This window comes from Microbacterium sp. 10M-3C3, assembly GCF_003931875.1.
Taxonomy (GTDB): domain Bacteria; phylum Actinomycetota; class Actinomycetes; order Actinomycetales; family Microbacteriaceae; genus Microbacterium.
This window is the reverse complement of record NZ_CP034245.1, coordinates 2243015-2264652: the sequence shown is the minus strand read 5'-3', so window position 1 is coordinate 2264652 and position 21638 is coordinate 2243015. Positions and strand designations below refer to the sequence as shown.

General features: G+C 72.7%; 24 protein-coding genes and 1 tRNA gene. 18 read left to right on the top strand and 7 right to left on the bottom strand.

The window, feature by feature from the left end; translation table 11 throughout:
- Positions 1–27 precede the first annotated feature (27 nt).
- Genes EI169_RS11010 through EI169_RS10975 form a run of 8 tightly spaced genes read left to right on the top strand, consistent with a single transcriptional unit; the run spans position 28 to position 7332 of the window.
- On the top strand, positions 28–933 hold the full coding sequence (locus tag EI169_RS11010) for a ParA family protein (protein ID WP_125132366.1): 906 nt from the start codon (positions 28–30) through the stop codon (positions 931–933).
- Positions 917–1723 (top strand): ScpA family protein, encoded by an 807-nt coding sequence (locus EI169_RS11005; RefSeq protein WP_125132365.1) that lies wholly within the window; start codon positions 917–919, stop codon positions 1721–1723. The genes EI169_RS11010 and EI169_RS11005 overlap by 17 nt, the downstream gene beginning before the upstream one ends.
- Positions 1713–2306, top strand: a complete 594-nt coding sequence (gene scpB, locus EI169_RS11000) for an SMC-Scp complex subunit ScpB (RefSeq protein ID WP_125132364.1) — start codon at positions 1713–1715, stop codon at positions 2304–2306. Before EI169_RS11005 ends, scpB begins: the two co-directional genes overlap by 11 nt.
- Entirely contained in the window at positions 2303–3079 is a 777-nt protein-coding gene (locus tag EI169_RS10995) for a pseudouridine synthase (RefSeq protein WP_125132363.1), read from the top strand. Before scpB ends, EI169_RS10995 begins: the two co-directional genes overlap by 4 nt.
- Positions 3076–4206 (top strand): prephenate dehydrogenase, encoded by a 1131-nt coding sequence (locus EI169_RS10990; protein WP_205783783.1) that lies wholly within the window; start codon positions 3076–3078, stop codon positions 4204–4206. Before EI169_RS10995 ends, EI169_RS10990 begins: the two co-directional genes overlap by 4 nt.
- Positions 4199–4888 (top strand): (d)CMP kinase, encoded by a 690-nt coding sequence (gene cmk / locus EI169_RS10985; protein ID WP_125132362.1) that lies wholly within the window; start codon positions 4199–4201, stop codon positions 4886–4888. Before EI169_RS10990 ends, cmk begins: the two co-directional genes overlap by 8 nt.
- Complete coding sequence (gene der, locus EI169_RS10980; RefSeq protein ID WP_125132361.1) at positions 4878–6401, top strand: ribosome biogenesis GTPase Der; 1524 nt, start codon at positions 4878–4880, stop codon at positions 6399–6401. Before cmk ends, der begins: the two co-directional genes overlap by 11 nt.
- A 28-nt stretch (positions 6402–6429) precedes the next feature.
- Positions 6430–7332, top strand: a complete 903-nt coding sequence (locus EI169_RS10975; RefSeq protein WP_125132360.1) for an NUDIX hydrolase — start codon at positions 6430–6432, stop codon at positions 7330–7332.
- On the opposite strand, the gene EI169_RS10970 is transcribed toward EI169_RS10975, so the two are convergent.
- Positions 7320–7691, bottom strand: coding sequence for an RNA-binding S4 domain-containing protein (locus tag EI169_RS10970; protein ID WP_125132359.1), 372 nt, complete (start codon positions 7689–7691; stop codon positions 7320–7322). The two genes, EI169_RS10975 and EI169_RS10970, sit on opposite strands and share 13 nt — an antisense overlap.
- A gap of 41 nt (positions 7692–7732) precedes the next feature.
- On the opposite strand from EI169_RS10970, the gene EI169_RS10965 reads away from it, so the two are divergent.
- Positions 7733–9025: a low temperature requirement protein A gene (locus EI169_RS10965; RefSeq protein ID WP_125132358.1), complete on the top strand. Its 1293-nt coding sequence runs from the start codon at positions 7733–7735 to the stop codon at positions 9023–9025.
- Here EI169_RS10965 and EI169_RS10960 read toward each other — a convergent pair.
- Positions 8929–9507 carry a GNAT family N-acetyltransferase gene (locus EI169_RS10960; RefSeq protein ID WP_125132357.1) on the bottom strand — a complete coding sequence of 193 codons (579 nt, stop codon included), beginning with the start codon at positions 9505–9507 and terminating at the stop codon, positions 8929–8931. The genes EI169_RS10965 and EI169_RS10960 overlap by 97 nt on opposite strands.
- A 48-nt stretch (positions 9508–9555) precedes the next feature.
- Positions 9556–10947: an HNH endonuclease signature motif containing protein gene (locus EI169_RS10955; protein WP_125132356.1), complete on the bottom strand. Its 1392-nt coding sequence runs from the start codon at positions 10945–10947 to the stop codon at positions 9556–9558.
- Positions 10948–11098: 151 nt separating this feature from the next.
- Between EI169_RS10955 and EI169_RS10950 the strand changes: the two genes are divergently transcribed.
- Positions 11099–11172, top strand: a tRNA-Pro gene (locus EI169_RS10950).
- A gap of 84 nt (positions 11173–11256) precedes the next feature.
- Here the strand turns inward: EI169_RS10950 and EI169_RS10945 are convergent.
- Together EI169_RS10945 and EI169_RS10940 are read right to left on the bottom strand one after the other, a co-directional pair.
- Positions 11257–11859 carry an HD domain-containing protein gene (locus tag EI169_RS10945; protein ID WP_125132355.1) on the bottom strand — a complete coding sequence of 201 codons (603 nt, stop codon included), beginning with the start codon at positions 11857–11859 and terminating at the stop codon, positions 11257–11259.
- A 205-nt stretch (positions 11860–12064) separates the two neighbouring features.
- Positions 12065–12547, bottom strand: coding sequence for a GNAT family N-acetyltransferase (locus tag EI169_RS10940; RefSeq protein WP_240640416.1), 483 nt, complete (start codon positions 12545–12547; stop codon positions 12065–12067).
- 109 nt (positions 12548–12656) lie between these two features.
- On the opposite strand from EI169_RS10940, the gene EI169_RS10935 reads away from it, so the two are divergent.
- Positions 12657–13457 carry a potassium channel family protein gene (locus EI169_RS10935; protein ID WP_240640415.1) on the top strand — a complete coding sequence of 267 codons (801 nt, stop codon included), beginning with the start codon at positions 12657–12659 and terminating at the stop codon, positions 13455–13457.
- Between the two features lie 29 nt (positions 13458–13486).
- The gene (locus tag EI169_RS10930) at positions 13487–13954 is read left to right on the top strand and encodes a gamma carbonic anhydrase family protein (RefSeq protein ID WP_125132353.1); all 468 of its coding nucleotides are present in this window, start codon (positions 13487–13489) and stop codon (positions 13952–13954) included.
- Between the two features lie 27 nt (positions 13955–13981).
- Here EI169_RS10930 and EI169_RS10925 read toward each other — a convergent pair whose 3' ends face one another.
- Both EI169_RS10925 and EI169_RS10920 read right to left on the bottom strand, forming a co-directional pair.
- A complete protein-coding gene (locus EI169_RS10925; protein WP_125133439.1) occupies positions 13982–15004 on the bottom strand; it encodes an NADPH:quinone reductase in 1023 nt (340 codons plus the stop codon).
- A 193-nt stretch (positions 15005–15197) separates the two neighbouring features.
- Entirely contained in the window at positions 15198–16979 is a 1782-nt protein-coding gene (locus tag EI169_RS10920) for a DEAD/DEAH box helicase (protein ID WP_125132352.1), read from the bottom strand.
- Between the two features lie 122 nt (positions 16980–17101).
- Between EI169_RS10920 and EI169_RS10915 the strand changes: the two genes are divergently transcribed.
- The 6 genes from EI169_RS10915 (at position 17102) to EI169_RS10890 (ending at position 21622) form a co-directional block, all read left to right on the top strand.
- Entirely contained in the window at positions 17102–18091 is a 990-nt protein-coding gene (locus EI169_RS10915; RefSeq protein WP_125132351.1) for an aldo/keto reductase, read from the top strand.
- 59 nt (positions 18092–18150) lie between these two features.
- Positions 18151–18660, top strand: coding sequence for a mismatch-specific DNA-glycosylase (locus EI169_RS10910; RefSeq protein ID WP_125133438.1), 510 nt, complete (start codon positions 18151–18153; stop codon positions 18658–18660).
- A gap of 54 nt (positions 18661–18714) precedes the next feature.
- Positions 18715–19632, top strand: coding sequence for a L,D-transpeptidase (locus EI169_RS10905; protein WP_240640412.1), 918 nt, complete (start codon positions 18715–18717; stop codon positions 19630–19632).
- 80 nt (positions 19633–19712) lie between these two features.
- Positions 19713–20012, top strand: a complete 300-nt coding sequence (locus EI169_RS10900; RefSeq protein WP_125132350.1) for a DUF1905 domain-containing protein — start codon at positions 19713–19715, stop codon at positions 20010–20012.
- A 1-nt stretch (position 20013) separates the two neighbouring features.
- Positions 20014–20511, top strand: a complete 498-nt coding sequence (locus tag EI169_RS10895; RefSeq protein ID WP_125132349.1) for an A24 family peptidase — start codon at positions 20014–20016, stop codon at positions 20509–20511.
- 79 nt (positions 20512–20590) lie between these two features.
- Positions 20591–21622, top strand: coding sequence for a YhjD/YihY/BrkB family envelope integrity protein (locus EI169_RS10890; RefSeq protein WP_125132348.1), 1032 nt, complete (start codon positions 20591–20593; stop codon positions 21620–21622).
- Positions 21623–21638 lie beyond the last annotated feature (16 nt).

Genomic DNA, 21638 nt, shown 5'->3' with positions numbered 1-21638 from the left:
GCCGCGCGGCTAGACTCGGTCCACGTTATGGCGAGGTCAGGAGAGTCGGTGGCGGGCAGCGCGACGAAGGGTAAGGCCAAGGGCGGCGACGAGGTCACGCTCGGGCCGACCGGTCGTCCCTACCAGGGGTTCCCGACCCCTCCCAGGCTCGACGGGCACGGGCCCGCGCGCATCATCGCGCTGTGCAATCAGAAGGGCGGCGTCGGGAAGACCACGACGACGATCAACCTGGCGGCGGCCCTCGCCGGCTACGGCCGCAAGGTGCTCGCGATCGACTTCGACCCGCAGGGTGCGCTGTCGGCGGGCCTGGGCATCCAGGCGCACGACGCGCCCACGATCTACGACCTGCTGCTGGACACCAAGCGCGACCCGCACGACGCGATCGTGCACACGATGGTCGACGGCCTCGACGTCATCCCCGCCAACATCGACCTCTCCGCCGCCGAGGTGCACCTCGTCAACGAGGTGGCGCGGGAGTCGATCCTCGCGCGCGTGCTGCGGAAGGTCGCGCCCGAGTACGACGTCATCCTCGTCGACTGCCAGCCCTCCCTCGGGCTCCTTACCGTCAACGCGCTGACCGCGAGCCACGGCGTCCTCATCCCGCTCGAGTGCGAGTTCTTCGCGCTGCGCGGCGTCGCCCTGCTCATCGAGACGATCGACAAGGTGCGCGACAGGCTGAACCCCGCGATCACGCTGGACGGCGTGCTCGCGACGATGTACGACCCGCGCACGCTCCACTCCCGCGAAGTGCTCGAGCGGGTCGTCGAGGCGTTCGGCGACGACGTGCTCGAGACCGTCATCGGTCGCACCGTGAAGTTCCCGGACGCGTCGGTCTCGGGCGTGCCGATCACCGAGTTCGCGCCCGAGCACGCCGCCGCGCAGGCGTACCTGCGGCTCGCGCGGGAGCTGGTCGCCCGTGGCGCCGTCGCCTGACGACGTCGAAGGGCGGTTCCGCGTCTCGCTCGACGTCTTCGACGGGCCGTTCGACCTGCTGCTTTCGCTCATCTCCCAGCGCGAGCTCGACATCACCGAGGTCGCGCTGAGCGCGGTGACCGACGAGTTCATCGCCTACCTGCGCGCCCTCGGCCCCGACGCTCAGCTCGACGAGGCCTCCGAGTTCCTCGTCGTGGCGGCGACGCTGCTCGACATGAAAGTCGTCGGGCTCCTGCCCCAGGGCGAGCTCGTCGACGCCGAGTCGGTGGCGCTGCTGGAGGCGCGCGATCTGCTGTTCGCGCGGCTGCTGCAGTACCGCGCGTTCAAAGAAGTGTCGGGCTGGTTCACCGAGCGGATGGCGGCGGAGGACCGCCGGCATCCCCGCATCGTCCGCCTCGACGAGAAGTACCGCGCGGCGGCGCCCGAGCTCGTGTGGACCCTCAGCCCGGAGGACTTCGCGGCGCTCGCCCTGCTCGCCTTCGCGCCGAAGGAGATCCCGCACGTCGGCCTGGACCACCTGCACGCGCCCCTCGTCAGCATCCGCGAGCAGGCCGCGATCGTCGTGACGCTCCTGCGGGGCGCCGGGACGCTGAGTTTCCGCGAGCTCGTGGCCGGCGTCACGCAGGCGGGAGTCGTGGTCGCGCGGTTCCTGTCCGTCCTCGAGCTGTACCGCCATGCCGCGCTGACCTTCGAGCAGCTCGAACCGCTCGGCGAGCTCACGCTCCGCTGGAGCGCCGAGCGCTGGTCGGACGAGAGCCTCGCCACCCTGGGAGCCGACTATGACCGATGACCCTTCGACGAGCTCAGGGACCGGCGTCTCGGACGTCACGCGGCGCGTGGAGGCGCTGCTGTTCGTCGTGGAGGAGCCGCAGAGCCTTGTGAGCCTCGCGGCCGCCGTCGGCGCGCCCGTGCCCGCGGTGCGCCAGGCGATCGAGGCGCTCGTCGAGGACTACGACGGACGCGCCGGCGGGCCGCGTCGCGGATTCGAGCTGCGCGAGGTGGGCGGCGGCTGGCGGCTCTACGTGCGCGCCGAGCACGACGACCTCATCGCCGACTTCGTGAACACCCAGGCGCCCTCGCGGCTGTCGCAGGCGGCGCTGGAGACCCTCGCCGTCATCGCGTACAAGCAGCCCGTCACGCGCGGGCAGGTCGCCTCGATCCGGGCGGTCAACGTCGACTCGGTCGTGCGGACCCTGCTCGCGCGCGGGCTCATCACCGAGGCGTTCACCGACCCCGACACCGGCGCGATCCACTACGGCACGACCGACGCGCTGCTGGTGAACCTCGGCATCAACTCCCTCGACGACCTGCCGCGCATCGCGCCGCTCCTCGACGACGGCGCCGACGGGTTCGACGCGGAGGCGGTGCGATGACCGGCTCGACGGGCGCCGCGGGCGAGGGCGTGCGGCTGCAGAAGGCGCTCGCGAACGCGGGTGTCGCCTCGCGGCGGGTCGCCGAGCAGATGATCGTCGAGGGGCGGGTGCGCGTCAACGGCGCGGTCGTCTCCGAGCTCGGCAGCCGCATCGAGCCCGCCGTCGACCTCGTCGACGTCGACGGCGTCGCCGTGCAGCTGGACGCCGACAAGCGCTACGTGATGCTGAACAAGCCCACCGGCGTCGTCTCGACCATGAGCGACGACCGCGGACGCCCCGACCTGCGGCGCTTCACGAAGGAGTGGCCCGAGCGGCTGTACAACGTGGGGCGCCTGGATGCCGACACGTCGGGCCTGCTCGTGCTCACGAACGACGGCGAGCTCGCCCACGTGCTCGCGCATCCGTCGTTCGGGGTGACGAAGGTGTACGTCGCGAAGGTGGACGGCCGGGTCACGCCGCAGACCATCGCGCGCCTCACCCGCGGCGTCGAGCTCGAGGACGGACCCATCGCCGCCGACAAGGCGCGGCTGCTGGATGCGTCGGGCGGGTCGAGCCTCGTCGAGCTGACGCTGCATTCGGGTCGCAACCGCATCGTGCGCCGCATGATGGCGGAGGTGGGGCATCCGGTCGTCGAGCTCGTCAGGCGCCAGTTCGGACCGCTGCACCTGGGTCCCCTGCCGGTGGGCCGCGCGCGCGAGCTGACTAAACTGGAACGAGGTGCGCTGCTGACCCTCTCGCGTCGCGAGAACGCACCGACCACCGACACCCCGTGAGCGACTCGACGATCTCTTCCGAGCGCGCGGCCGCTCCGCTGGCCTCGCGCGTTCAGGGGACCGTGCGCATCGTCGGAGCGGGTCTGCTCGGCGCGAGCATCGGGCACGCGCTGCGCGCGCGGGGCGTGGACGTCGTGCTCGCGGACGCGTCGCCCGCGCAGCTGCGCCTCGCCGTCGACTACGGCGCCGGGCGCGTCGCCGATCCCGACGATCGGCCGTCGCTCGTCGTCGTCGCCGTGCCGCCCGACGTCACGGCCCTCGTGGTCGAGCAGGAGCTGGTTGCCCATCCCAACGCCGTCGTCACCGACGTCGCGAGCGTCAAGCTCCAGCCGCTGCGCGAGCTGCAGGGTCGCGGCGTCGACCTCGCGCACTACATCGGGTCGCACCCGCTCGCGGGTCGCGAGCGCGGCGGGGCGATCTCCGCACGCGCCGATCTGTTCGTCGGACGGCCGTGGGTCGTGTGCCGCGACGGCGAGACCTCCGCCGCCGACCTCGCGCTCGTCGAGGCGCTCGCGCTCGAGCTCGGCGCCGTGCCGGTGGAGATGGGGCCGGAGGAGCACGACCGCGCCGTCGCGCTCGTGTCGCATGTGCCGCAGCTCGTGGCGAGCCTCCTCGCGGGCCGCTTCGTCGACGCCCCGGAGGGCTCGCTGGAACTCGCCGGCCAGGGCGTGCGCGACACCACGCGCATCGCGGCGTCGGCGCCCGAGCTGTGGACGCAGATCCTCGGTGCCAACGCCGCCCCCGTCGTCGACGTGCTGGAGGCGCTCGCGGCCGACCTCGCCGCGGTCGCCGAGGCACTGCGGGCCCCGGATGCGCCGGGGTCGCGGCGTGCCGTCGCCGACACGATCCGGCGCGGCAATGACGGTGTCGAGCGCCTTCCGGGCAAGCACGGCCAGAACCGCCGCTTCGAGACCTTCGTCGTCATGGTCGACGACACCCCGGGCCAGCTCGGGCGCCTGTTCGGCGAGCTCGGCGAGCTCGGCGTGAACGTGGAGGACCTCCGCCTCGAGCACTCGCCGGGCGCCCAGTTCGGTCTCGCCGAGATCAGCGTCGAGCCGGGCGCGGTGCGCCCGGCGACCGAGGGCCTGGTGGCCCGCGGCTGGAGGATTGCGAGCACGAATGACTGACCCGACCCCCTTCGTCGTCGCCGTCGACGGCCCGGCCGGCAGCGGCAAGTCGAGCGTCTCGAAGGAGGCCGCGCGCCGGCTCGGCTTCGGCTACCTCGACACCGGCGCGGCCTATCGCGCCCTCGCGTGGCACGCGCTGGAGCACGGCGCCGACACGTCGGACGCCGCCGCCGTCGTGGACGTCTTCGGCGACTTCGACTACGCGATCTCCCTCGACCCCGAGGACTACTGGGTGCGCGTGGGTGCGACCGATGTCACCCCCGCGATCCGCGAGCCGCGCGTCACCGACGCGGTGAGCGGGGTCGCCCGCATCCCCGCGGTCCGCCACGCCGTCAACGACCTGTTCCGCCGCCTGGTGGCCGACAGCGCGCGGCCGGGCGTCGTGGTCGAGGGCCGCGACATCACGACCGTGGTCGCCCCCGAGGCTCCCGTCCGCATCCTCCTGACCGCCGCGCCCGAGGTGCGCGCGGCGCGTCGCAGCGCCGAGGTGACGACGCAGGATGCGGCGACGGTGGCGGCCGCACTGCATCGGCGCGATGCATCCGATTCCGCCGTGGTGGACTTCCTCACCGCGGCACCCGGGGTCGAGGTGGTCGATTCGACCGACCTCGACTTCGCACAGACCGTCGACGCGGTGCTCGCCGTCGTCGCACGCACGAGGGGAGCCCTCGATGGGCGCTGAAGACGAGTACGAGGGCGGGCCCGACCAGCTCGCCGAGAAGATGGCCGACCTCGACGACACGCTCGCCGAGTCGCGCGCGGCGGCGCTGCGCGCGAGCCTCGACGACTTCGAGCTCGACGAGGAGGACGCTGCGCTGCTGGCCGGCGTCGTGCAGGGCGAGGACGGCATCGAGTACCTGCCGGCGCTGCCGGTCGTCGCGATCGTGGGCCGCCCGAACGTCGGCAAGTCCGCGCTCGTCAACCGCATCCTCGGGCGCCGCGAGGCCGTCGTCGAGGACACCCCGGGCGTCACGCGCGACCGTGTCACGTACAAGGCCGAGTGGATGGACCGCCGCTTCTCGCTCGTGGACACCGGCGGGTGGGAGCCGGACGCCCGCGGCATCGACCGCTCCGTCGCGGCGCAGGCCGAGATCGCGATCGACCTGGCCGACGTCGTGCTGTTCGTCGTGGACGCGATGGTCGGGGCGACCTCGACCGACGAGCACGTCGTGCGGCTCCTGCGTCGCAGCGGCAAGCCGGTGTTCCTCGTGGCGAACAAGATCGACGACGCCCGCCAGGAGCCCGAGGCCGCGGCGCTGTGGAACCTCGGCCTGGGTGAGCCGCACCCGGTGTCGGCCATCCACGGGCGCGGCGTCGCCGACCTCCTCGACGACGTCATGAAGGTGCTGCCCGAGGTCTCCGCCGTCGCGGGGCACGAGATCGGCGGGCCGCGTCGCGTCGCGATCCTCGGCCGCCCGAACGTCGGCAAGTCCTCGCTGCTGAACAAGGCCGCCGGGCAGGAGCGCGTCGTCGTCAACGACCTCGCCGGCACCACGCGCGACCCGGTGGACGAGATCGTCGAGGTCGGCGGCAAGCTGTGGCGCTTCGTCGACACCGCCGGCATCCGGCGCCGAGTGCACCTGCAGCAGGGCGCCGACTTCTACGCGTCGCTGCGCACGTCGGCCGCGCTGGAGAAGTCGGAGGTGGCCGTCGTCGTGCTCGACGTGTCGCAGTCGATCAGCGTGCAGGACCTCAACATCATCGACCTGGTCCTCGAGTCGGGGCGCGCCCTCGTGCTGGCCTTCAACAAGTGGGACCTGCTGAACACGCCCGAGCTCGAGAACGCAGATCGCCGACGGTACCTCGAGCGCGAGATCGAGCAGGATCTCGCGCACGTGTCGTGGGCGCCGCGCGTGAACATCTCCGCGCGCACCGGCCGCCACCTCGAGAAGCTCGTGCCGGCGCTCGAGACGGCGCTGGCGTCGTGGGATCAGCGCATCCCGACGGGGAAGTTCAACGCGTTCCTCTCCGAGCTCGTCGCCGAGCACCCGCATCCGCTGCGCGGCGGCAAGCAGCCCCGCATCCTGTTCGGCACGCAGGCGGCCACGCGTCCGCCGACGTTCGTGCTGTTCACGACCGGATTCCTCGACCCCGGCTACCGCCGCTTCATCCAGCGCCGGCTGCGCGAGATCTACGGCTTCGAGGGGTCGCCGATCGTGTTGAACATGCGCATCCGCGAACGCCGCCAGCGCTGACCCCGGCAGGCTGTGACAGGCTGAGTCGGTGACGATCGAACCCCCCGCCCCGGGCGAGCCGCGCCGGCCGAGCGGCCCGCGCGACCCCGGCGACGCCTGGGTCTTCGGCGACACGGGGGAGCGGTACTGGGGACGCTTCGGCGCCGCCGGGCTGCTCGCGCTCGACCCCGATCGCCGCGTGCTGCTGCAGCACCGCATCTCGTGGAGCCACTACGGCGACACGTGGGCGCTCCCCGGCGGCGCGCGCCATCAGGGGGAGTCGGCGCGCGACGGTGCGCTGCGCGAGGCGGGCGAGGAAGCGGGCGTCCCCGCGGACGCCGTCGAGCCCCGGTTCGAGAGCGTCTTCGACGCGGGGGTCTGGACCTACAGCACGCTTGTGGGCGACGTGACGGAGCCGTTCGACCCGGTCATCAGCGACCCCGAGAGCCGGGCGCTGGCGTGGGTGCCCGTCGATGAGGTCGATGCGCTGCCGCTGCATCCGGGATTCGCGGCGTCGTGGCCCATGCTCCGCGACGCGCTGGTGCTGCGACCCGCGATCGTCGTGGACGTTGCGAACGTCGTGGGGGCGGTGCCCGACGGGTGGTGGCGCGACCGCGCGGGCGCCGCGGAGCGCCTGATCCGTCGGCTGTCCGAGCTTGCCGATGCGGGCGTTGCGAGCGCGGCGCTCGAGCTTCCGGCGTCGCGGTGGTTCCCCTTCGTGGGGGCCGTCGTCGAGGGCGAGGCGCGCGAGGCGGAGGTCGCCGTCGACCGTGTCGCCGTGCGGCGCGCCCCGGGATCGGGCGACGACGAGATCGTGCGCTGGACGGAGGAGCTCGTGGGCGGACGGACGCCCGTGCTCGTGGTCACGAGCGATCGCGGGCTCGCTGCACGGGTCGAGGCACTCGGCGCCCGCGCGCGCGGCGCGCGGTGGCTGCTGGATCAGCTGTCCTGACGCCCCCGCAGCCGGTCGATGTCGCGACGCTCGCGCTTGGTCGGACGGCCGGCTCCACGGTCGCGCACCGCGAACATCGGGATGCTCTCGCGCGGGGGCGGCGGCGGGGTGCGCTCGTCGACGGCGAGGGCGGCCTGCGGCGCGCCGACGCGCTTGGTGAGGAGCTGGCGGACGACGAGGATGCGGTCGAAGCCGTTGATGCGCACGCGCAGCTCATCGCCGATGCGCACCGGTTGGGCGGCCTTCACGCGTTCGCCGTTGACCCGCACGTGTCCTGCGCGGCACGCCGTCGTCGCGAGCGAGCGGGTCTTGTAGATCCGCACCGCCCACAGCCACGCGTCGACTCGTACGGCATCCATCCCGACCATCGTAGGCGCGCGGCTGCCGCCATAATCGGGGCATGACCGACGTGCTCACCCGGGGCGGATTGCGTCGCATGGTCGCCCGCGATCGTCACGACAGCCACCGCGTGTCGTCGCCGCTCGAGCTGCTGTTCGACCTCGTGTTCGTCGTCGCGGTGTCACAGGCATCCAGCACACTGCACCACGAGCTGTCGGAGGGGGTGGCAGCGGAGGGCGTCCTGTCCTACTTCATGGTGTTCTTCGCGATCTGGTGGGCGTGGATGAACTTCACGTGGTTCGCGTCGGCGTTCGACACCGACGACTGGCTGTACCGCGTGCTCACGATCGCGCAGATGGCCGGGGTGCTCGTGCTCGCCGCGGGGGTGCACGACGCGATGGTGTCCTTCGACTTCCTCGTCGTCACGTGGGGCTACGTGATCATGCGTTTGGCGATGGTCGCGCAGTGGCTGCGTGCGGCAGTGTCCGACCCGGCGGCGCGCCCTGCTGCGCTGCGCTTCGCGATCGGCATCGGGATCGTGCAGGTGCTGTGGGTGGCTCGCTTGTACCTGCTGGACCCGGCGGGGCAGTTCTGGACGTTCTTCGTCCTGGTCGTCGCGGAGGTGCTCGTGCCGGTATGGGGTGAGCTGCACGGGCGTACGGCATGGCACCCGCATCACATCGCCGAGCGGTTCGGGCTGTTCACCTTGATCCTCCTGGGTGAGAGCCTCCTCGCCTCAGCGAACGCCGTGATCGATGCGCTCGACGGCAGCCTCGCGTCGACCGAAGCGGTGCGGGATGCGGCGTCCGACCATGTGCCGATGGCCGACCTGCTGTCCCTGGCCGCTTCGGGGCTCGTGATCACGGCCGCCATCTGGTGGATCTACTTCGCCCGCGAGCAGCACGCCCGCCTGCGGACGCTCCGCGACGGGTTCCGGTTCGGTTACGCGCACTACGTGATCTTCGCCGCGGTGGGCGCGGTGTCATCGGGGGTCGAGGTGGAGATCGACCACTTGAGCGGTCATTCGGAGCTCTCGGACGCGGCTGCCGGCCTGGCGCTGACGGCGCCGCTGGCGGTGTTCCTTCTGGCGTCGTGGGCGATCCTGCTGCGACGGAGCGTCGCCGCGTGGGCGTCGGTGTGTCTCGTCTTCGGGGCGGTGGCGGTCGGGGCGACGGGCCTGCTGCCGAGGGGAGAGTACATCTCGGCGGCGCTCGTGATGGCGGCGCTCGTCGTCGTGGTGGAGGTCGACGAGGTGCGTCAGGCGCGCAGCTCGAGTGCGACGACGGCGCGGTCTTCCCGCGGGCGGCCGACGACGGCGAACCCGGCCGCTTCGAACACCGACATCGTGCCGTGATACAGCTCGGCGTCGGAGTGCCGGCCGGCGGCGGTGTCGACGGGGTAGCCCTCGATGACGCGCGCGCCGTGGTCGCGGGCGTGGGCGATGGCGGCGTCCAGCAGACGTGACATGAGGCCTTCGCCGCGGTGCTCGCGGCGGACGGCGAAGCAGGTGATCGCCCACATGTCGGCGTCGTCGGCGGGTTCGGCGAGGAGCCCGGAGAAGGCGCGCGTGCGGAAGATGCGGGTCTGCGGCGGCCGTGGGCCGACGCGCACCCAGCCGGCGGCGTCGTCGTCCGTGTAGGCGAGCAGAGCGGGGGCCGGGTCGGTGGCGAGTTCGTCGCGCAGCATCCGCTCGCGCTCGGGCTTGCGCAGCCGATCGAACTCCGAGGGGCGAACCATCCACCACTGGCATTGGCACGACGGGCCGTCGCCGTGGGCGAAGGCGTGGGTGGCGGCGTCGAAGCGCTCGGCGGTGGCGGGGAGGATCTCGACGGTCATGGCGCGACGGTAGCGCGGCTCGCGGACATGTACGAGGGGCGGACGGGGTCAGGCGACGAGGTGCCACGCGAGCGGGTCGAAGCGCCGGCGTCCCCCGAGCCGGGGTGTGCGGTCGGGGTCGATGTGCGGCGGCGGGATGAGCCAGACGGTTCCGGCCGACCCTGGTGCGCCGGGCGGGCGATCGATCCGGATCTCCCACCCTTCCTCGTGGATGCGATGGTGGCATGCGGTGCACAGCAGGATCCCGTTGTCGAGGTCGGTCGGCCCGGCGTCGCGCTCCCACCAGCGGAGGTGGTGGGCCTCTGTGAAGGCGGGCGGCAGGTGGCAGGCGGCGCATCCGCCGTCGCGCTCGACGAGGGCGAGACGCTGTGCGCGGGTGAAGTGGCGGCGCGTGCGGCCGAGGTCGAGGATCTCGCTGTCGCCGCCGAGCACGGCGGGGATGATGCCGGCCGCGGCGGCCATCCGTCGGGCGGTGCCGGCGTCGATCGGCTGCTCGAGGCCGTCGATCGTGGCGACGCCGGTGCCCGTGCGCAGGTCGTCGAGCTGCATCCGCACCATGACCGTCGTGGCGGTGCCGGGCAGGCGCTCGCCGTCGCACCCGAGGACGTGCGCGCAGATGGCGGCGAGGGCGTCGGCGCGCAGCTGCGGGAGGGTACGAGTCTCGTCGAGCGGTGAGGAGACCTCGACGCCGTCGGGGCTGTGGTGGCCGCGCGAGGCGCGGAGCTGATGCGTCACGATGCCCTCGATTGCCGCGACGATCGGCGCCGCGGTCTCGACGTCGAGCGTTGCGGTGAGCACGGTCATGCCGGCGGCGTCGTGGGTGATCTTGAGTGCCCGTTCGCCGTGGGCCGCTGCGGTCGCGGGCGCCAGCCCGTCGGGGTCGAGGTGTGCGGCTGCACGATGGAGGACGTGCTGGAGCTCGTCGAGCGAGAGCTGGGGAGCCTGCGCGACGAGTGCGGCTTCCGCCGCATCGCGCACCGCAGGCTCCACGCGCAGCGCGATGCGGTCGAGCATCGCGGTGATCGCTGCCGCGGCGGCGACGCTGAGGGCACCCGCGCGGACGGCGTCGCTCACGTGCGGGTGCGCCGCGGGGGCGGCTTCGCCCGAGATCAGGGTGCGCTCGCGCGTGGCCTCCCCAACCTGGATGAGCCGCAACGCGTCGCCCGTGTGGCCGCCCGTGGTCGCGGCGATGAGCTTCGCCGGCGTGCGGAAGCCGGCCTGACGTGCGAGCCCCTCCTTCCCGAGCTCCGCGCGCGAGCGACGGGCCACCTCCGCCGCGATGCCGGTGTGCACCCCGTCGAGGAGGCGCCGGGCGCCGGCGAGCTGCTCGTTCGCGCGGAGGAGCTCTGCATCCGTGAGTCTCGTCGCCTCGGCGTCGTTCCACGCCTCGCGGAGCTCGGCCAGCGAGGCGAGCAGCGTGTCGAGCGGGTTCGTCGTCATACGCCTATTCGAGCATGAACCTCGGACATAGATTCGAATATCGCGCGCGACTGTGGACAGGGCGGACCGGGCCCGGGCTGTGGACGGCTCGTGCGGTTCGCAGGCGTCGCGACGACGGGCTAGGATGGGGGAGTTGTCCGGAAACGGGCACCGGGATGTGGCGCAGCTTGGTAGCGCACTTGACTGGGGGTCAAGGGGTCGCAGGTTCAAATCCTGTCATCCCGACAGAGAAGACCTGATGAGACTCACCTCTCATCAGGTCTTCGTCGTCTCACCCGTGGGTGCTGGTCGAGCGACTCCGTGATCCGGCTACAGGCGCTCGAGCGGGTTCGCGGAGAGCTTCGCGACGACACCGCCCTCCACGAGCCGCCGCGCGGCGGTGTCGGGCTTGCGGGCCGCCTGATCCACGACGCACGCGGCGAACTCCGTCGCGAGTGTGCCGCGCGGGTACGCCGCCAAGACCTGGCGGAGGAACGGCTCCGGCAGTGCGTCCGGACGGGCGCCCGAGATGTCGAGCGCCGTCGCGACCTCGAGGAGATACCCCTCGGCGTCGAGGTCGGGGTCGACGCTGGGCCAGTTGTGCCGGACGATGACCTCGCGCGCACGCGTGCGTCGCGCGGCCGGCCAGCCGGCGCCCGCGGTGAGGGCGACAGCGACGTGACCGCCCGCGTCCTCGTAGGAGATCGTGTGGTTGTCGTATTCGGTGACCGTCCCGATGTCGTGCAGCACGGCCGAGACGTACAGCAGCTCGTGGTCGATGTCGCGGATCCCGTCCACCCGCGCGAACGCCTCCGCGAACAGCCACGAGCGCAGAGCGTGAGCGGTGATCGACGTCGACTGATACGTCCGGGCGAGTTCGAGAGCGGCCCGGGCGGCCTGCGTGTCCGGGGCGGGGAAGTCGTCGATGCGCACGGTCCATTGTCTCGGCCGGTGCTCGTCGGTCACCGCTGCGCCGGGGTCGCTCCTCGGCGGATTGCTGCCACATCCGCGCAGTTCTTGTCCACCCTTTAGGGGACAAGATCTGCGACTCCTTATCCTGCTTCCGCCCAGCCCGATGAAGTGATGGGGGATCACTCCGGGCTGGGGCGGGTTCGCCCCTCTGCGGCCCTTCGGGGCGCTACGGGGGAGGGCTCGCTCCGAAGGGTCGCACATCCTCGTGAGATGCGAGCGCTGTTGCCGTTCGGGGCCGCAGGTCGCCGGCGGGCCGCACCATGGCCGTGGAGTCGGGCGCGGCGAACCCGAACTTCGCGTAGAGCCCATGCGCGTCGCCCGTGAACAGCGTCCAGCGGAAGAGCGCGCCCGGTCGCTCGTCGATCATCGTGCGCACGAGCCCGGTGCCGACGCCGTGGCCGCGTGCGGATCGATCGACGAAGACGTCGGCGAGATACGCGAAGCCGACGCCATCCGACACGGCGCGGGCGAAGCCGACGAGGGCGCCGGTGTCGCGTCGATACGCGCCGACGACGCGCCACGATCCGTCGATGCCGGCGTCGATGTCAGCCTCGCCTCGCCACCGCCCCCAGTACGCCTCGGTCATGAGCCAGCGGTGCACCGCCGCACGGTCCACGCGGGCGGGGTCGTCGTCGTACTCGATCTCCACTCGCCCAGTCTGCCGACGGGGCTACTCGCCCGTCATCAGGCCACAGCGCGAGTCGCGGCACCCTCGAGCCGCGCGGTCGTCCGGACCTCTCGATCGATACGCTCTGCTCGTGAGCGAGGCACAGGGCGAGATCATCGCGGCCGACAGTGGCACGAGAGGACAACAGAACGCGTCCTCGGATCCGTATGGACATCGTTTGGCGCAATGGGAGCGCCGTGCGGAGTGGCCGCTCGTCATCGCGGCATGCGCGTTCCTCGGCGCTTATGCGACGCAGATTCTCGCGCGGCCGGGCGGAGTGCTCGAAGCGGCCGCAGAGGCGACTCTCTGGGTCACATGGGCGATGTTCCTCGGCGACTACGTGGTGCGTCTCGCGATCGCCCGCCGGCGCGGACGGTGGTTCGTGCGTCACCTTCTCGACCTTGCGATCGTCGTGCTGCCGATGCTGCGGCCCTTGCGCCTCATGCGTTTCTTCACGGTGCTGGCGATCATCCAGCGGAACACGGGCACCATGCTCCGCGGCAAGGTCGCGATCTATACCGTCGGTGCGACCGTGCTCACGGTGATCGTCGCGGGCCTCGCCGTCTTCGACGCAGAACGCGGGAGCGGTGGATCGATCCGAAGCTTCGGTGATGCCGTCTGGTGGGCCTTCGTCAGCATCATGACCGTGGGCTACGGCGACTATGTGCCTGTGACGGTCACCGGTCGCATCGTCGCGGTCGGTCTGATGATCGGTGGCATCGCGCTCATCGGCGTGGTCACCGCCACGCTTGCGTCGTGGATCGTCGAGCGGGTTTCGGTACGCGCCGATGCGGCGGCCGTGGCGACGGAGTCGCAAGTCGAGGCGCTGCGCACGGAGGTCGCCGAGTTGAAGGAGATGATCCGAGCGCTCGGCGCCCGACCCGCGCGCTAGCCTGGCGGCACCGCACGCGAGGAGGGGTCGTGGAATTCGAGCACCTCGGGGTCCGGCCCCGCATCCATCCCGACGCCGTCGTGTCGCCGAGCGCCGTCATCAGCGGCGACGTCGAGATCGGCGGCGGATGTCAGATCCTGCACGGCGCCGTCATCACATCGGAGGGCGGCGCGGTGACGCTCGGCACGAACGTGATCGTCATGGAGAACGCCCTGATCCGCGCGACCGCGACGAATCCCGTGCACATCGGCGACCACGTGCTCGTGGGGCCCATGGCGAGGCTGTCGGGTGCGACGGTGGAGGACGAGGTGTTCCTCGCCACCGGGACGCGCGTCTTCAACGAGCGGCACGAGGAGATCTGGGCCGCACAGCGCGAGCTCGATTTCCCGGGATACGTCTTCGGACTCGACCGCGACACCCCCGACCTCATGGTGCAGCTGACGGAGCGCTACGGCCGCAGCCTCGCCCGCCACGCCCACGACCGCCGCACCGACTGACCGGCGTCGGAGGTGGCGCCGCGCGCGTCAGAGGTCGGCGACCCGGATGAGCACCTTCCCGACCGTCGCATCCTCGACGGCATCATGCGCGGCGGCGGTCTCCTCGAGCGGGAACCACGTGAGCGGCAGGCCCGCGTCCTCACCGACCGGCAGCGCTCCGTCCTGCAGCGCCGCGGTGAGGTCGGCCGCGGCAGCCTCCAGCGCCGCATCCCCGACGGTGTACAGCAGCACTCCCTGCACGCGCACGTTCTTCGCGAACGACGGGCGCACCGGCATCGAGAAGGCGTCGCCGCCGTCGTCGGCGTAGTACGCGATGACGGCGTGGTTCGCCGCGATCTGGGCGTCGAGCGCCGCGTTGCGCGCGATCGACACCTCCACGATGTGGTCGACGCCGCCGGGGGCGAGCTCCTCGATGCGGGCGGCGACGTCCTCCTGCGTGTAGTCGATCGTCTCGTGCGCGCCGGCCGCGCGGGCGAGCTGCGCCTTGCGCTCGGAGCTGATCGTCGCGAGGACGGTCGCGCCGGCCCAGCGAGCGAGCTGGATGGCGGCGTGTCCGACGGCGCCCGCGCCGCCCTGCACCAGCACGGTTCGCCCGTCGAGCGCGCCGCGCGACAGCCGCGCGGGACCGTCCTCGTGCACCGTGAGCGCGCGGTGCGCCGTCACGGCGGGGACGCCGAGGCTCGCAGCGGTCGCGAAGTCGATGCCGTCGGGGAGACGGACGGCGCGGCTGACCGGCACGACCGTGTACTCCTGCGCGGTGCCGGTCGGCCGCTCGTGCGCGGCGAGCTGCACCCACACGCGATCGCCGACCGCGACAGCGTCGACGCCGTCGCCGACCGCATCCACGACACCCGCACCGTCCTGATTCGGCACGTTCTCCGCAAACGCGAGCGCCCGGCCGCTGCCCGCGCGCGCCTTCCAGTCGGTCGGGTTCACGCCCGACACGGCCACGCGCACACGCACCTCGCCCGGCCCGGGCTCGGGCACCTCGCGCTCGACGAGCGACAGGACGGACGACGGGCCGGGGGAGGAGTAGACGATCGCCTTCATACCGGAGTCGAACCGGGCCTCTCCGCGACGCATTCCCGCACGCGGATGCGCGGCCGGGCCGCCGGTCGTCGGCGCGCGGAATTCAGGAGAATCCGGCCTCTTCGGGGCCTAACGGGCGCCGATCGACCGGTGGGCCTGAATTCCGCGCGCGGCGAGCACGCCTGACGCCCGCGCCAGTCCGCCGCCGTCTAGGTCAGCGGCGGGGCTTGCGCTCCCGGCGGTCGCCGTCGCGGTCGGATGAGCCCCGGCGTGCGGGGCCGCCGGTGTCGCGACGCATCTCGATGAGCTTGCCGCCGATGCGCGTGCCGCTGAGACGGTTGAGCGCGTCGTCGGGGAGGTCGGCGGGCAGCTCGACGAGCGAGAAGTCGGGGCGGATGTCGATGCGGCCGAAGTCCTCGCGGCGCAGCCCGCCCTCGTTCGCGAGGGCACCGACGATCTGCCGCGGCTCGACGCGCTGGCGCTTGCCGACCGCCAGCCGGTAGGCGACCAGGTGCGACTGCGACGGGCGGCCGCGGCGCTGCGGACGGTCGGTGCGCTCGCCGCCCTCGCGCACACGGCGGGCCGGTCGCTCGTCGAAGCTCTCCGCGCGGTCGGCCTCCGGGTCGAGGAGAAGGGGCGTGTCGCCCTGCGCCACGACGGCGAGGGCGGCGGCCACGTCGGCCTCGGGAACGTCGTGGTGCTCCACGTAGTGCGCGATGATGTCGCGGAAGCGATCGATGCGCTCCGTCTGCCCGAGGGCGGCGGTGATCGCCTCGTCGAAGCGCGTGAGCCGCGTCGCGTTGACGTCCTCGGCGGTGGGCAGCGCCATCTGCGTGAGCGGTTGACGGGTCGCGCGCTCGATGTTGGTCAGCATCCGGCGCTCGCGCGGTGTGACGAAGCTGATCGCGTCGCCTGTGCGGCCCGCGCGCCCGGTGCGGCCGATGCGGTGCACGTACGACTCGGTGTCGATCGGCAGGTCGAAATTCACGACGTGGCTGATGCGCTCGACGTCGAGGCCGCGCGCGGCGACATCGGTGGCGACCAGGATGTCGAGCTTGCCCGCCTTCAGCTGGTTGACCGTCTTCTCGCGCTGCGCCTGCGCGACATCGCCACTGATGGCGGCGGCCGTATAGCCGCGCGCCCGCAGCTTCTCGGCCAGGGTCTCGGTCTCGTTCTTGGTGCGGACGAACACGATCATCGCCTCGAAGTTCTCCACCTCGAGGATGCGCGTGAGGGCGTCGACCTTCTGCGGGTACGACACCACGAGGTAGCGCTGTGCGATGTTCGCCGAGGTCGCGGTCTTCGTCGTGACCGTGATCTCCTCCGGGTCGCGCAGGTACTGCTGCGAGATCCGGCGGATCTGCGCCGGCATGGTCGCGGAGAACAGGGCGACCTGCTTGTCCGCGGGCGTCTCGGCCAGGATCGACTCGACGTCTTCGGCGAAGCCCATGCGGAGCATCTCGTCAGCCTCGTCGAGGACGAGGAAGCGCAGCTCCGACAGGTCGAGGGTGCCCTTCGCGAGGTGGTCCATGATCCGCCCGGGCGTGCCCACGACCACCTGCACGCCGCGGCGCAGCGCCGACAGCTGCGTGCCGTAGCCCTGACCGCCGTAGATCGGCAGCACCGTCACGCCGCGCAGGTGCGACGCGTACCGCTCGAACGCCTCGCACACCTGCAGGGCCAGCTCGCGCGTCGGCGCGAGGACGAGCGCCTGAGGCGCGTGCCGCCCCGCGTCCAGGTGCGACAGGATCGGGAGCGCGAACGCCGCCGTCTTGCCGGTGCCCGTCTGCGCCATGCCGATGACGTCGCGACCCGCGAGCAGGGGCGGGATGGTCGCGGCCTGGATCGCCGACGGCGTCTCGTAGCCGACGTCCTCCAGCGCCTTGAGCACCGCGGGGTGCAGGCCGAGGGAGGAGAACGTCTCCGTCGCGCCGTCGACATCCGCGTCGGTCGATTCGGGAGCGTCGGCGACGGCGGGGGAGTCCTCGGGGGTCATCCTCCCAGGCTACGGCGCGCCGCGGCATCCCGCTCGCCGCATCCGGCACCGGACGACCGGCGGCCGAACCACACCGGCGCGCGGATGTGGCATGGTCGAGGCATCCGTTCGGAAGGAACACCATGCAGCAGCGCACCCTCGGCCGCACCGGCCGATCCGTCTCGGTCGTCGGACTCGGCACGTGGCAGCTCGGCGCCGACTGGGGCGATGTCACGGAGGAGGAGGCTCTCGACGTCCTCGGCGCCTCGGCCGACGCCGGGGTCACGCTCTTCGACACCGCCGACGTCTACGGCGACGGGCGGAGCGAGTCGATCATCGGGCGATTCCTGTCGCTGCGGCCCGGCAGCGGCATCACCGTGGCGACCAAGATGGGGCGCCGGATGGCGCAGGAGCCCGAGAACTACACCCCCGAGAACTTCCGCGCGTGGACCGACCGCTCCCGCCGCAACCTGGGCGTCGACACGCTCGACCTCGTCCAGCTGCACTGCCCGCCCAGCGCGGTCATCGACGACGATGCGACCTACGACGCGCTGGACGCGCTCGTCGCCGACGGCGCGATCGCCGCGTACGGGGTGTCGGTCGAGACCGCCGACCAGGCCCTGTCTGCGATCTCCCGCCCGCATGTGACGAACGTGCAGATCATCTTCAACCCGTTCCGGCTGAAGCCGCTGGACGAGGTGCTGCCGGCGGCGGATGCGGCGGGGGTGGCGATCTTCGCGCGCGTGCCGCTCGCGTCGGGGCTCCTGTCGGGGAAATACAGCGAGAACACGACGTTCGCGGAGAACGACCACCGCAGCTACAACCGGCACGGCGAGGCGTTCGACCGCGGCGAGACCTTCTCGGGCGTGGACTACGAGACGGGACTCGCGGCGGCGCGCGAGCTCGAGGCCGCCCTTCCGGCGGGCGTGTCGCTGCCCGCGGCGACCCTCGCGTGGATCGCGTCGCAGCCGGGCGTCGCGAGCGTCATCCCGGGGGCGCGCAACACGCGGCAGGCGGAGGCCAACGCCGCCGCCGCAGCCCTCGTGGGCGACGGGGCGCTCGCGGGATTCGACGACGCGGTGCACCGCGTGTACGACGAGAAGCTGCGCGCGAGCATCCACCCGCAGTGGTGACGCGCCGGTTCACCCGCGCCGAGCTGGAATCCTTCCGCGACGCGACGATCCCCGACCTCATGCCGGATGCGCCGCGGCTGATCTTCGTCGGCATCAACCCGGGTCTGTGGACCGCAGCCACCCTGACGCCGTTCGCGCATCCGGGCAACCGCTTCTGGCCGGCGCTCGCGGCGGCCGGCATCCTGCCGCGGGTGCCCGCGTTCGCCGACGGCCTCGACGCGGCCGATCGCGCCATGATCCTCGGTGCGGGCATCGGGGTGACGAACCTCGTGCGCCGGGCGACCGCGCGCGCCGACGAGCTCTCTCACGACGAGCTGCGCGAGGGCGCCGTGCGCGTCGCGGCCGACGTCGCGCGGTGGCGGCCGCAGGTCGTCGCGATCGTGGGGGTGACGGCGTACCGGCAGGGGTTCGGCTTCCCGAAGGCGGCGGCGGGCCGCCAGGAGCACGAGGTCGGCGGCGTGCCGACGTGGGTGCTGCCCAACCCCAGCGGCCTCAACGCCCACGACACGGTCGCCTCCCTCGCGGCCGCGTACGCCGCACCCGCGCGGGCGGCGGGGCTGCTGGCGTGAGGATGCGGCGGGCTCCCGGTTGATCGCGGGCGCTGCGCCCCGCACGATGGAGGGGTGACCACGCCCTCCCGCCCCGCCCGCCGCACGCGGACGATCGTCGCGATGTCGATCGCGGCCGCGCTCGTCGTCGCCGGCGCGATCACGGTGTGGGCGCTCGCGAACCGGCCCCCTGCGGCGGCCGCCCCCGCCGCCCCGCCGACGGCGTCGTCGAGGCCGACGCCGGTCGCCACACCCTCCCCGACGCCGACCGAGACCGGACCGGCCGCCGACGCTACGGCGTACCCGCTGGACGGGCTGCCTCGCATCGACGTGTACTCACTCATCTCCGCGCTGCCGGTCGATGACGACCCGACCGGGGCGATGTCGGGCGAGGTCGTCTCCGCGAACGCCGACCTCGTGCCCGTGTTCGCGACCCCGGGGGCGCCGCCGGTCGCGGCTCTCCCGCGCGAGAACGTGTACGGCGGCACGACGGTGCCGGTGATCGAACGCACGACGCACTGGGTGCGCGTGCTGGTGTCCGGCCGTGAGGCCGTCCCGTCGGCGGGGAATCCCGGCCAGCTCACCGGGTGGGTGCGCGCGCAGGATGTGACCACCGCGACCGTCGACGCGCAGATCGACGTCGACATCGCCGCCCGAACCATCGACGTCGTCCACCGCGACGGCACACGGGAGCGCGTCGCCGACGACTTCGCGTGGGGCACCGACCGCACGCCGACGCCGCGGGGCCGCACGTTCGTGATGCTCACGAGCGTCGAGCCGTCCCTCACCTACACGCGCGGCCACGCGCTCGTGTACCTCGGGGTGCAGTCGCCGACGCTCGACGGATTCGGCGGCGCGTCGGTCGCCGTCACGGCCTTCCACTACCACGACACCCGGACGGGCCCGATCTCCAACGGCTGCCTGCGCCTGTCGGCCGAGGCGATCGACCGGCTCGCGCAGCTGCCGGCGGGCACCCCCGTCGTCATCCGCTGATCCGTCATCCCCAGGATCCACGGCACGCCCGCGGCGTCGCGCCGCGACGGGTACGGTGTGAGCCGGACGGAAGGAGCGGCGTGCGCATCGAGTTCGACAGCACCGTGTACCGGTGGCAGGCGCGGCAGGATTCGGACTGGTACTTCGCAAGCGTCCCGGAGGAGTTCAGCGCGGCCATCGCCGAGGTGGTGGCGCCGTTCGCCCGGGGCTTCGGCGCCGTACGGGTCGAGGCGTCGGTGGGGGGGAGCAGGTGGCGCACATCGGTGTTCCCCGGCACGGACGGCCGCTACTCGCTGCCCCTCAAGCGAGCCGTGCGCGATGCCGAGGGCCTCGTCGAGGACGACCCACTGCACGTCCGGCTCGACATCCTCGACGCGTGACATGAGCGCGCCCGCGACCGCCGCCGCCGTGTGCGTCGTCGTCGCGTACGCGGCCTTCGCCGTCCAGTCCGCGGTGCTGGCCGTCGTCGATGCGCGCACGCACCGCCTGCCCGACCGCCTCGTGCTGCCGGGGTACCCCGTCGTCGGCGCCCTGCTCACGGCCGCGGCCCTCCTCGCCGGCACGCCGGCACGGCTCATCGGCGTCGTCGTCGGCGCGCTCGGCCTGTTCGCGTTCTTCTTCGCCCTGCGGATGCTGCGCCCCGGCGCCATGGGCGGCGGCGACGTCAAGCTCGCCGGCGTGGTCGGCGCGCACACCGGCTGGTTCGGTCTCGAGGCCGCGGTGGTGGGCGCCGCCTCGGCGTTCGTGCTCGGCGGCGTGGCCGCCCTCGTGCTCCTCGCCCTCCGACGCGCCCGCCGGTCCGACGCCATCCCGTTCGGTCCGTTCCTGCTGGCGGGTGCGTGGGCGGGGATCGCGGTCGGCGTCGCCGCGGCCGGGTGACGGGGTCCGGCAGCCGCCCGGGCTCCTCGTGCTCGTCAAGCCCCGCTGGGGCGGGCGGCCCGCTCGCTAGCGTGGCGGCATGCCGAACACGATGCTCGCCCGCGTCATCGCGTGGCTCCTCGCGCGACGGCCGGTGCGCGCCTTCCTCGTCTACAGCGGCGCGCGCGGCCCGATGCTGGCCGACTCGGTGACGTACCGCACGCTGTTCTCGCTCTTCGCGGGCGTCCTCCTGGGTTTCTCGATCGCGGCGATCTGGCTCGCGGGAAACCCCGCCGCGATGGACGCGCTCACCGACGCGCTGAACGCCGCGATCCCGGGCATCGCGTCGGTCATCGACGTGGACGAGGTCCGAGCACCACAGGAGTTCACGATCGCGGGTGTCGTGTCGGTCGTGGGCCTCGTCGGCGCCGCGATCGGTGCCGTGGGGTCGCTGCGCAACGCGCTGCGCACGATCGCGGGCAAGGTCGGCGACGACACCCTGTGGGTGTGGGTGCTGCTGCGCAATCTCGTGCTGGCCATCGCGCTGGGCGTCGGCCTGATCGCGGCGGCGGCGGCCACGTTCCTCGCCACGGCGGGACTCGACCTCGTCACCGGATGGCTCGGGTTCGACCGCGACACGCCCCTCGTGGCGTTCGGCACGTGGCTCGCCTCGGCGGTCGTCGTCTTCCTCCTCGACACGGTCGTCGTCGCGGCGAGCATCCGCTTCCTCGCCGGCATCCGTCCCCGGGCGCGCACGCTGTGGGCGGGTGCGATGCTCGGCGGGCTCGGCCTCACGGTCCTGCAGCAGCTGTCGGGGCTGTTCGTGGGCGGCGCCGCGTCGAACCCGCTGCTGGCGACCTTCGCGTCGCTCATCGCGCTGCTGCTGTGGCTGAACCTGTCGAGCCAGGTGATCCTCATCGCCGCCGCGTACGTCGTGGTCGGCACGGAAGAGGACGCCGACCGCGTGCACGCGCGGTTCGGGGCATCCACGCTCGCCCAGTTCCGCGTGCGGCAGGCCGAGCGGGCCGTGGCCGCCGCGTCGGGCGAGCTGGCGGCGGCGCGGGCCGCGGAGCAGGACGAGCGCGACGCGGCGCTGCATGCGCGTACCGGTTCGGGCGGCACGGGGCGCTAACATGGCGCCCGAGGGG

What these genes read in the sequence shown, in the direction of transcription:
- EI169_RS10960 (WP_125132357.1), bottom strand. Translation starts at nt 9,507, where the DNA reads ATGACCGTCGAGATCCTCCCCGCCACCGCCGAGCGCTTCGACGCCGCC.
- EI169_RS10970 (WP_125132359.1), bottom strand. Translation starts at nt 7,691, where the DNA reads ATGGATGCCGTACGAGTCGACGCGTGGCTGTGGGCGGTGCGGATCTAC.
- EI169_RS10995 (WP_125132363.1), top strand. Translation starts at nt 2,303, where the DNA reads ATGACCGGCTCGACGGGCGCCGCGGGCGAGGGCGTGCGGCTGCAGAAG.
- cmk (WP_125132362.1), top strand. Translation starts at nt 4,199, where the DNA reads ATGACTGACCCGACCCCCTTCGTCGTCGCCGTCGACGGCCCGGCCGGC.
- der (WP_125132361.1), top strand. Translation starts at nt 4,878, where the DNA reads ATGGGCGCTGAAGACGAGTACGAGGGCGGGCCCGACCAGCTCGCCGAG.
- EI169_RS10925 (WP_125133439.1), bottom strand. Translation starts at nt 15,004, where the DNA reads ATGAAGGCGATCGTCTACTCCTCCCCCGGCCCGTCGTCCGTCCTGTCG.
- EI169_RS10965 (WP_125132358.1), top strand. Translation starts at nt 7,733, where the DNA reads ATGACCGACGTGCTCACCCGGGGCGGATTGCGTCGCATGGTCGCCCGC.
- EI169_RS10910 (WP_125133438.1), top strand. Translation starts at nt 18,151, where the DNA reads ATGCCGGATGCGCCGCGGCTGATCTTCGTCGGCATCAACCCGGGTCTG.
- scpB (WP_125132364.1), top strand. Translation starts at nt 1,713, where the DNA reads ATGACCGATGACCCTTCGACGAGCTCAGGGACCGGCGTCTCGGACGTC.
- EI169_RS11010 (WP_125132366.1), top strand. Translation starts at nt 28, where the DNA reads ATGGCGAGGTCAGGAGAGTCGGTGGCGGGCAGCGCGACGAAGGGTAAG.
- EI169_RS10920 (WP_125132352.1), bottom strand. Translation starts at nt 16,979, where the DNA reads ATGACCCCCGAGGACTCCCCCGCCGTCGCCGACGCTCCCGAATCGACC.
- EI169_RS10895 (WP_125132349.1), top strand. Translation starts at nt 20,014, where the DNA reads ATGAGCGCGCCCGCGACCGCCGCCGCCGTGTGCGTCGTCGTCGCGTAC.
- EI169_RS10955 (WP_125132356.1), bottom strand. Translation starts at nt 10,947, where the DNA reads ATGACGACGAACCCGCTCGACACGCTGCTCGCCTCGCTGGCCGAGCTC.
- EI169_RS10915 (WP_125132351.1), top strand. Translation starts at nt 17,102, where the DNA reads ATGCAGCAGCGCACCCTCGGCCGCACCGGCCGATCCGTCTCGGTCGTC.
- EI169_RS10890 (WP_125132348.1), top strand. Translation starts at nt 20,591, where the DNA reads ATGCCGAACACGATGCTCGCCCGCGTCATCGCGTGGCTCCTCGCGCGA.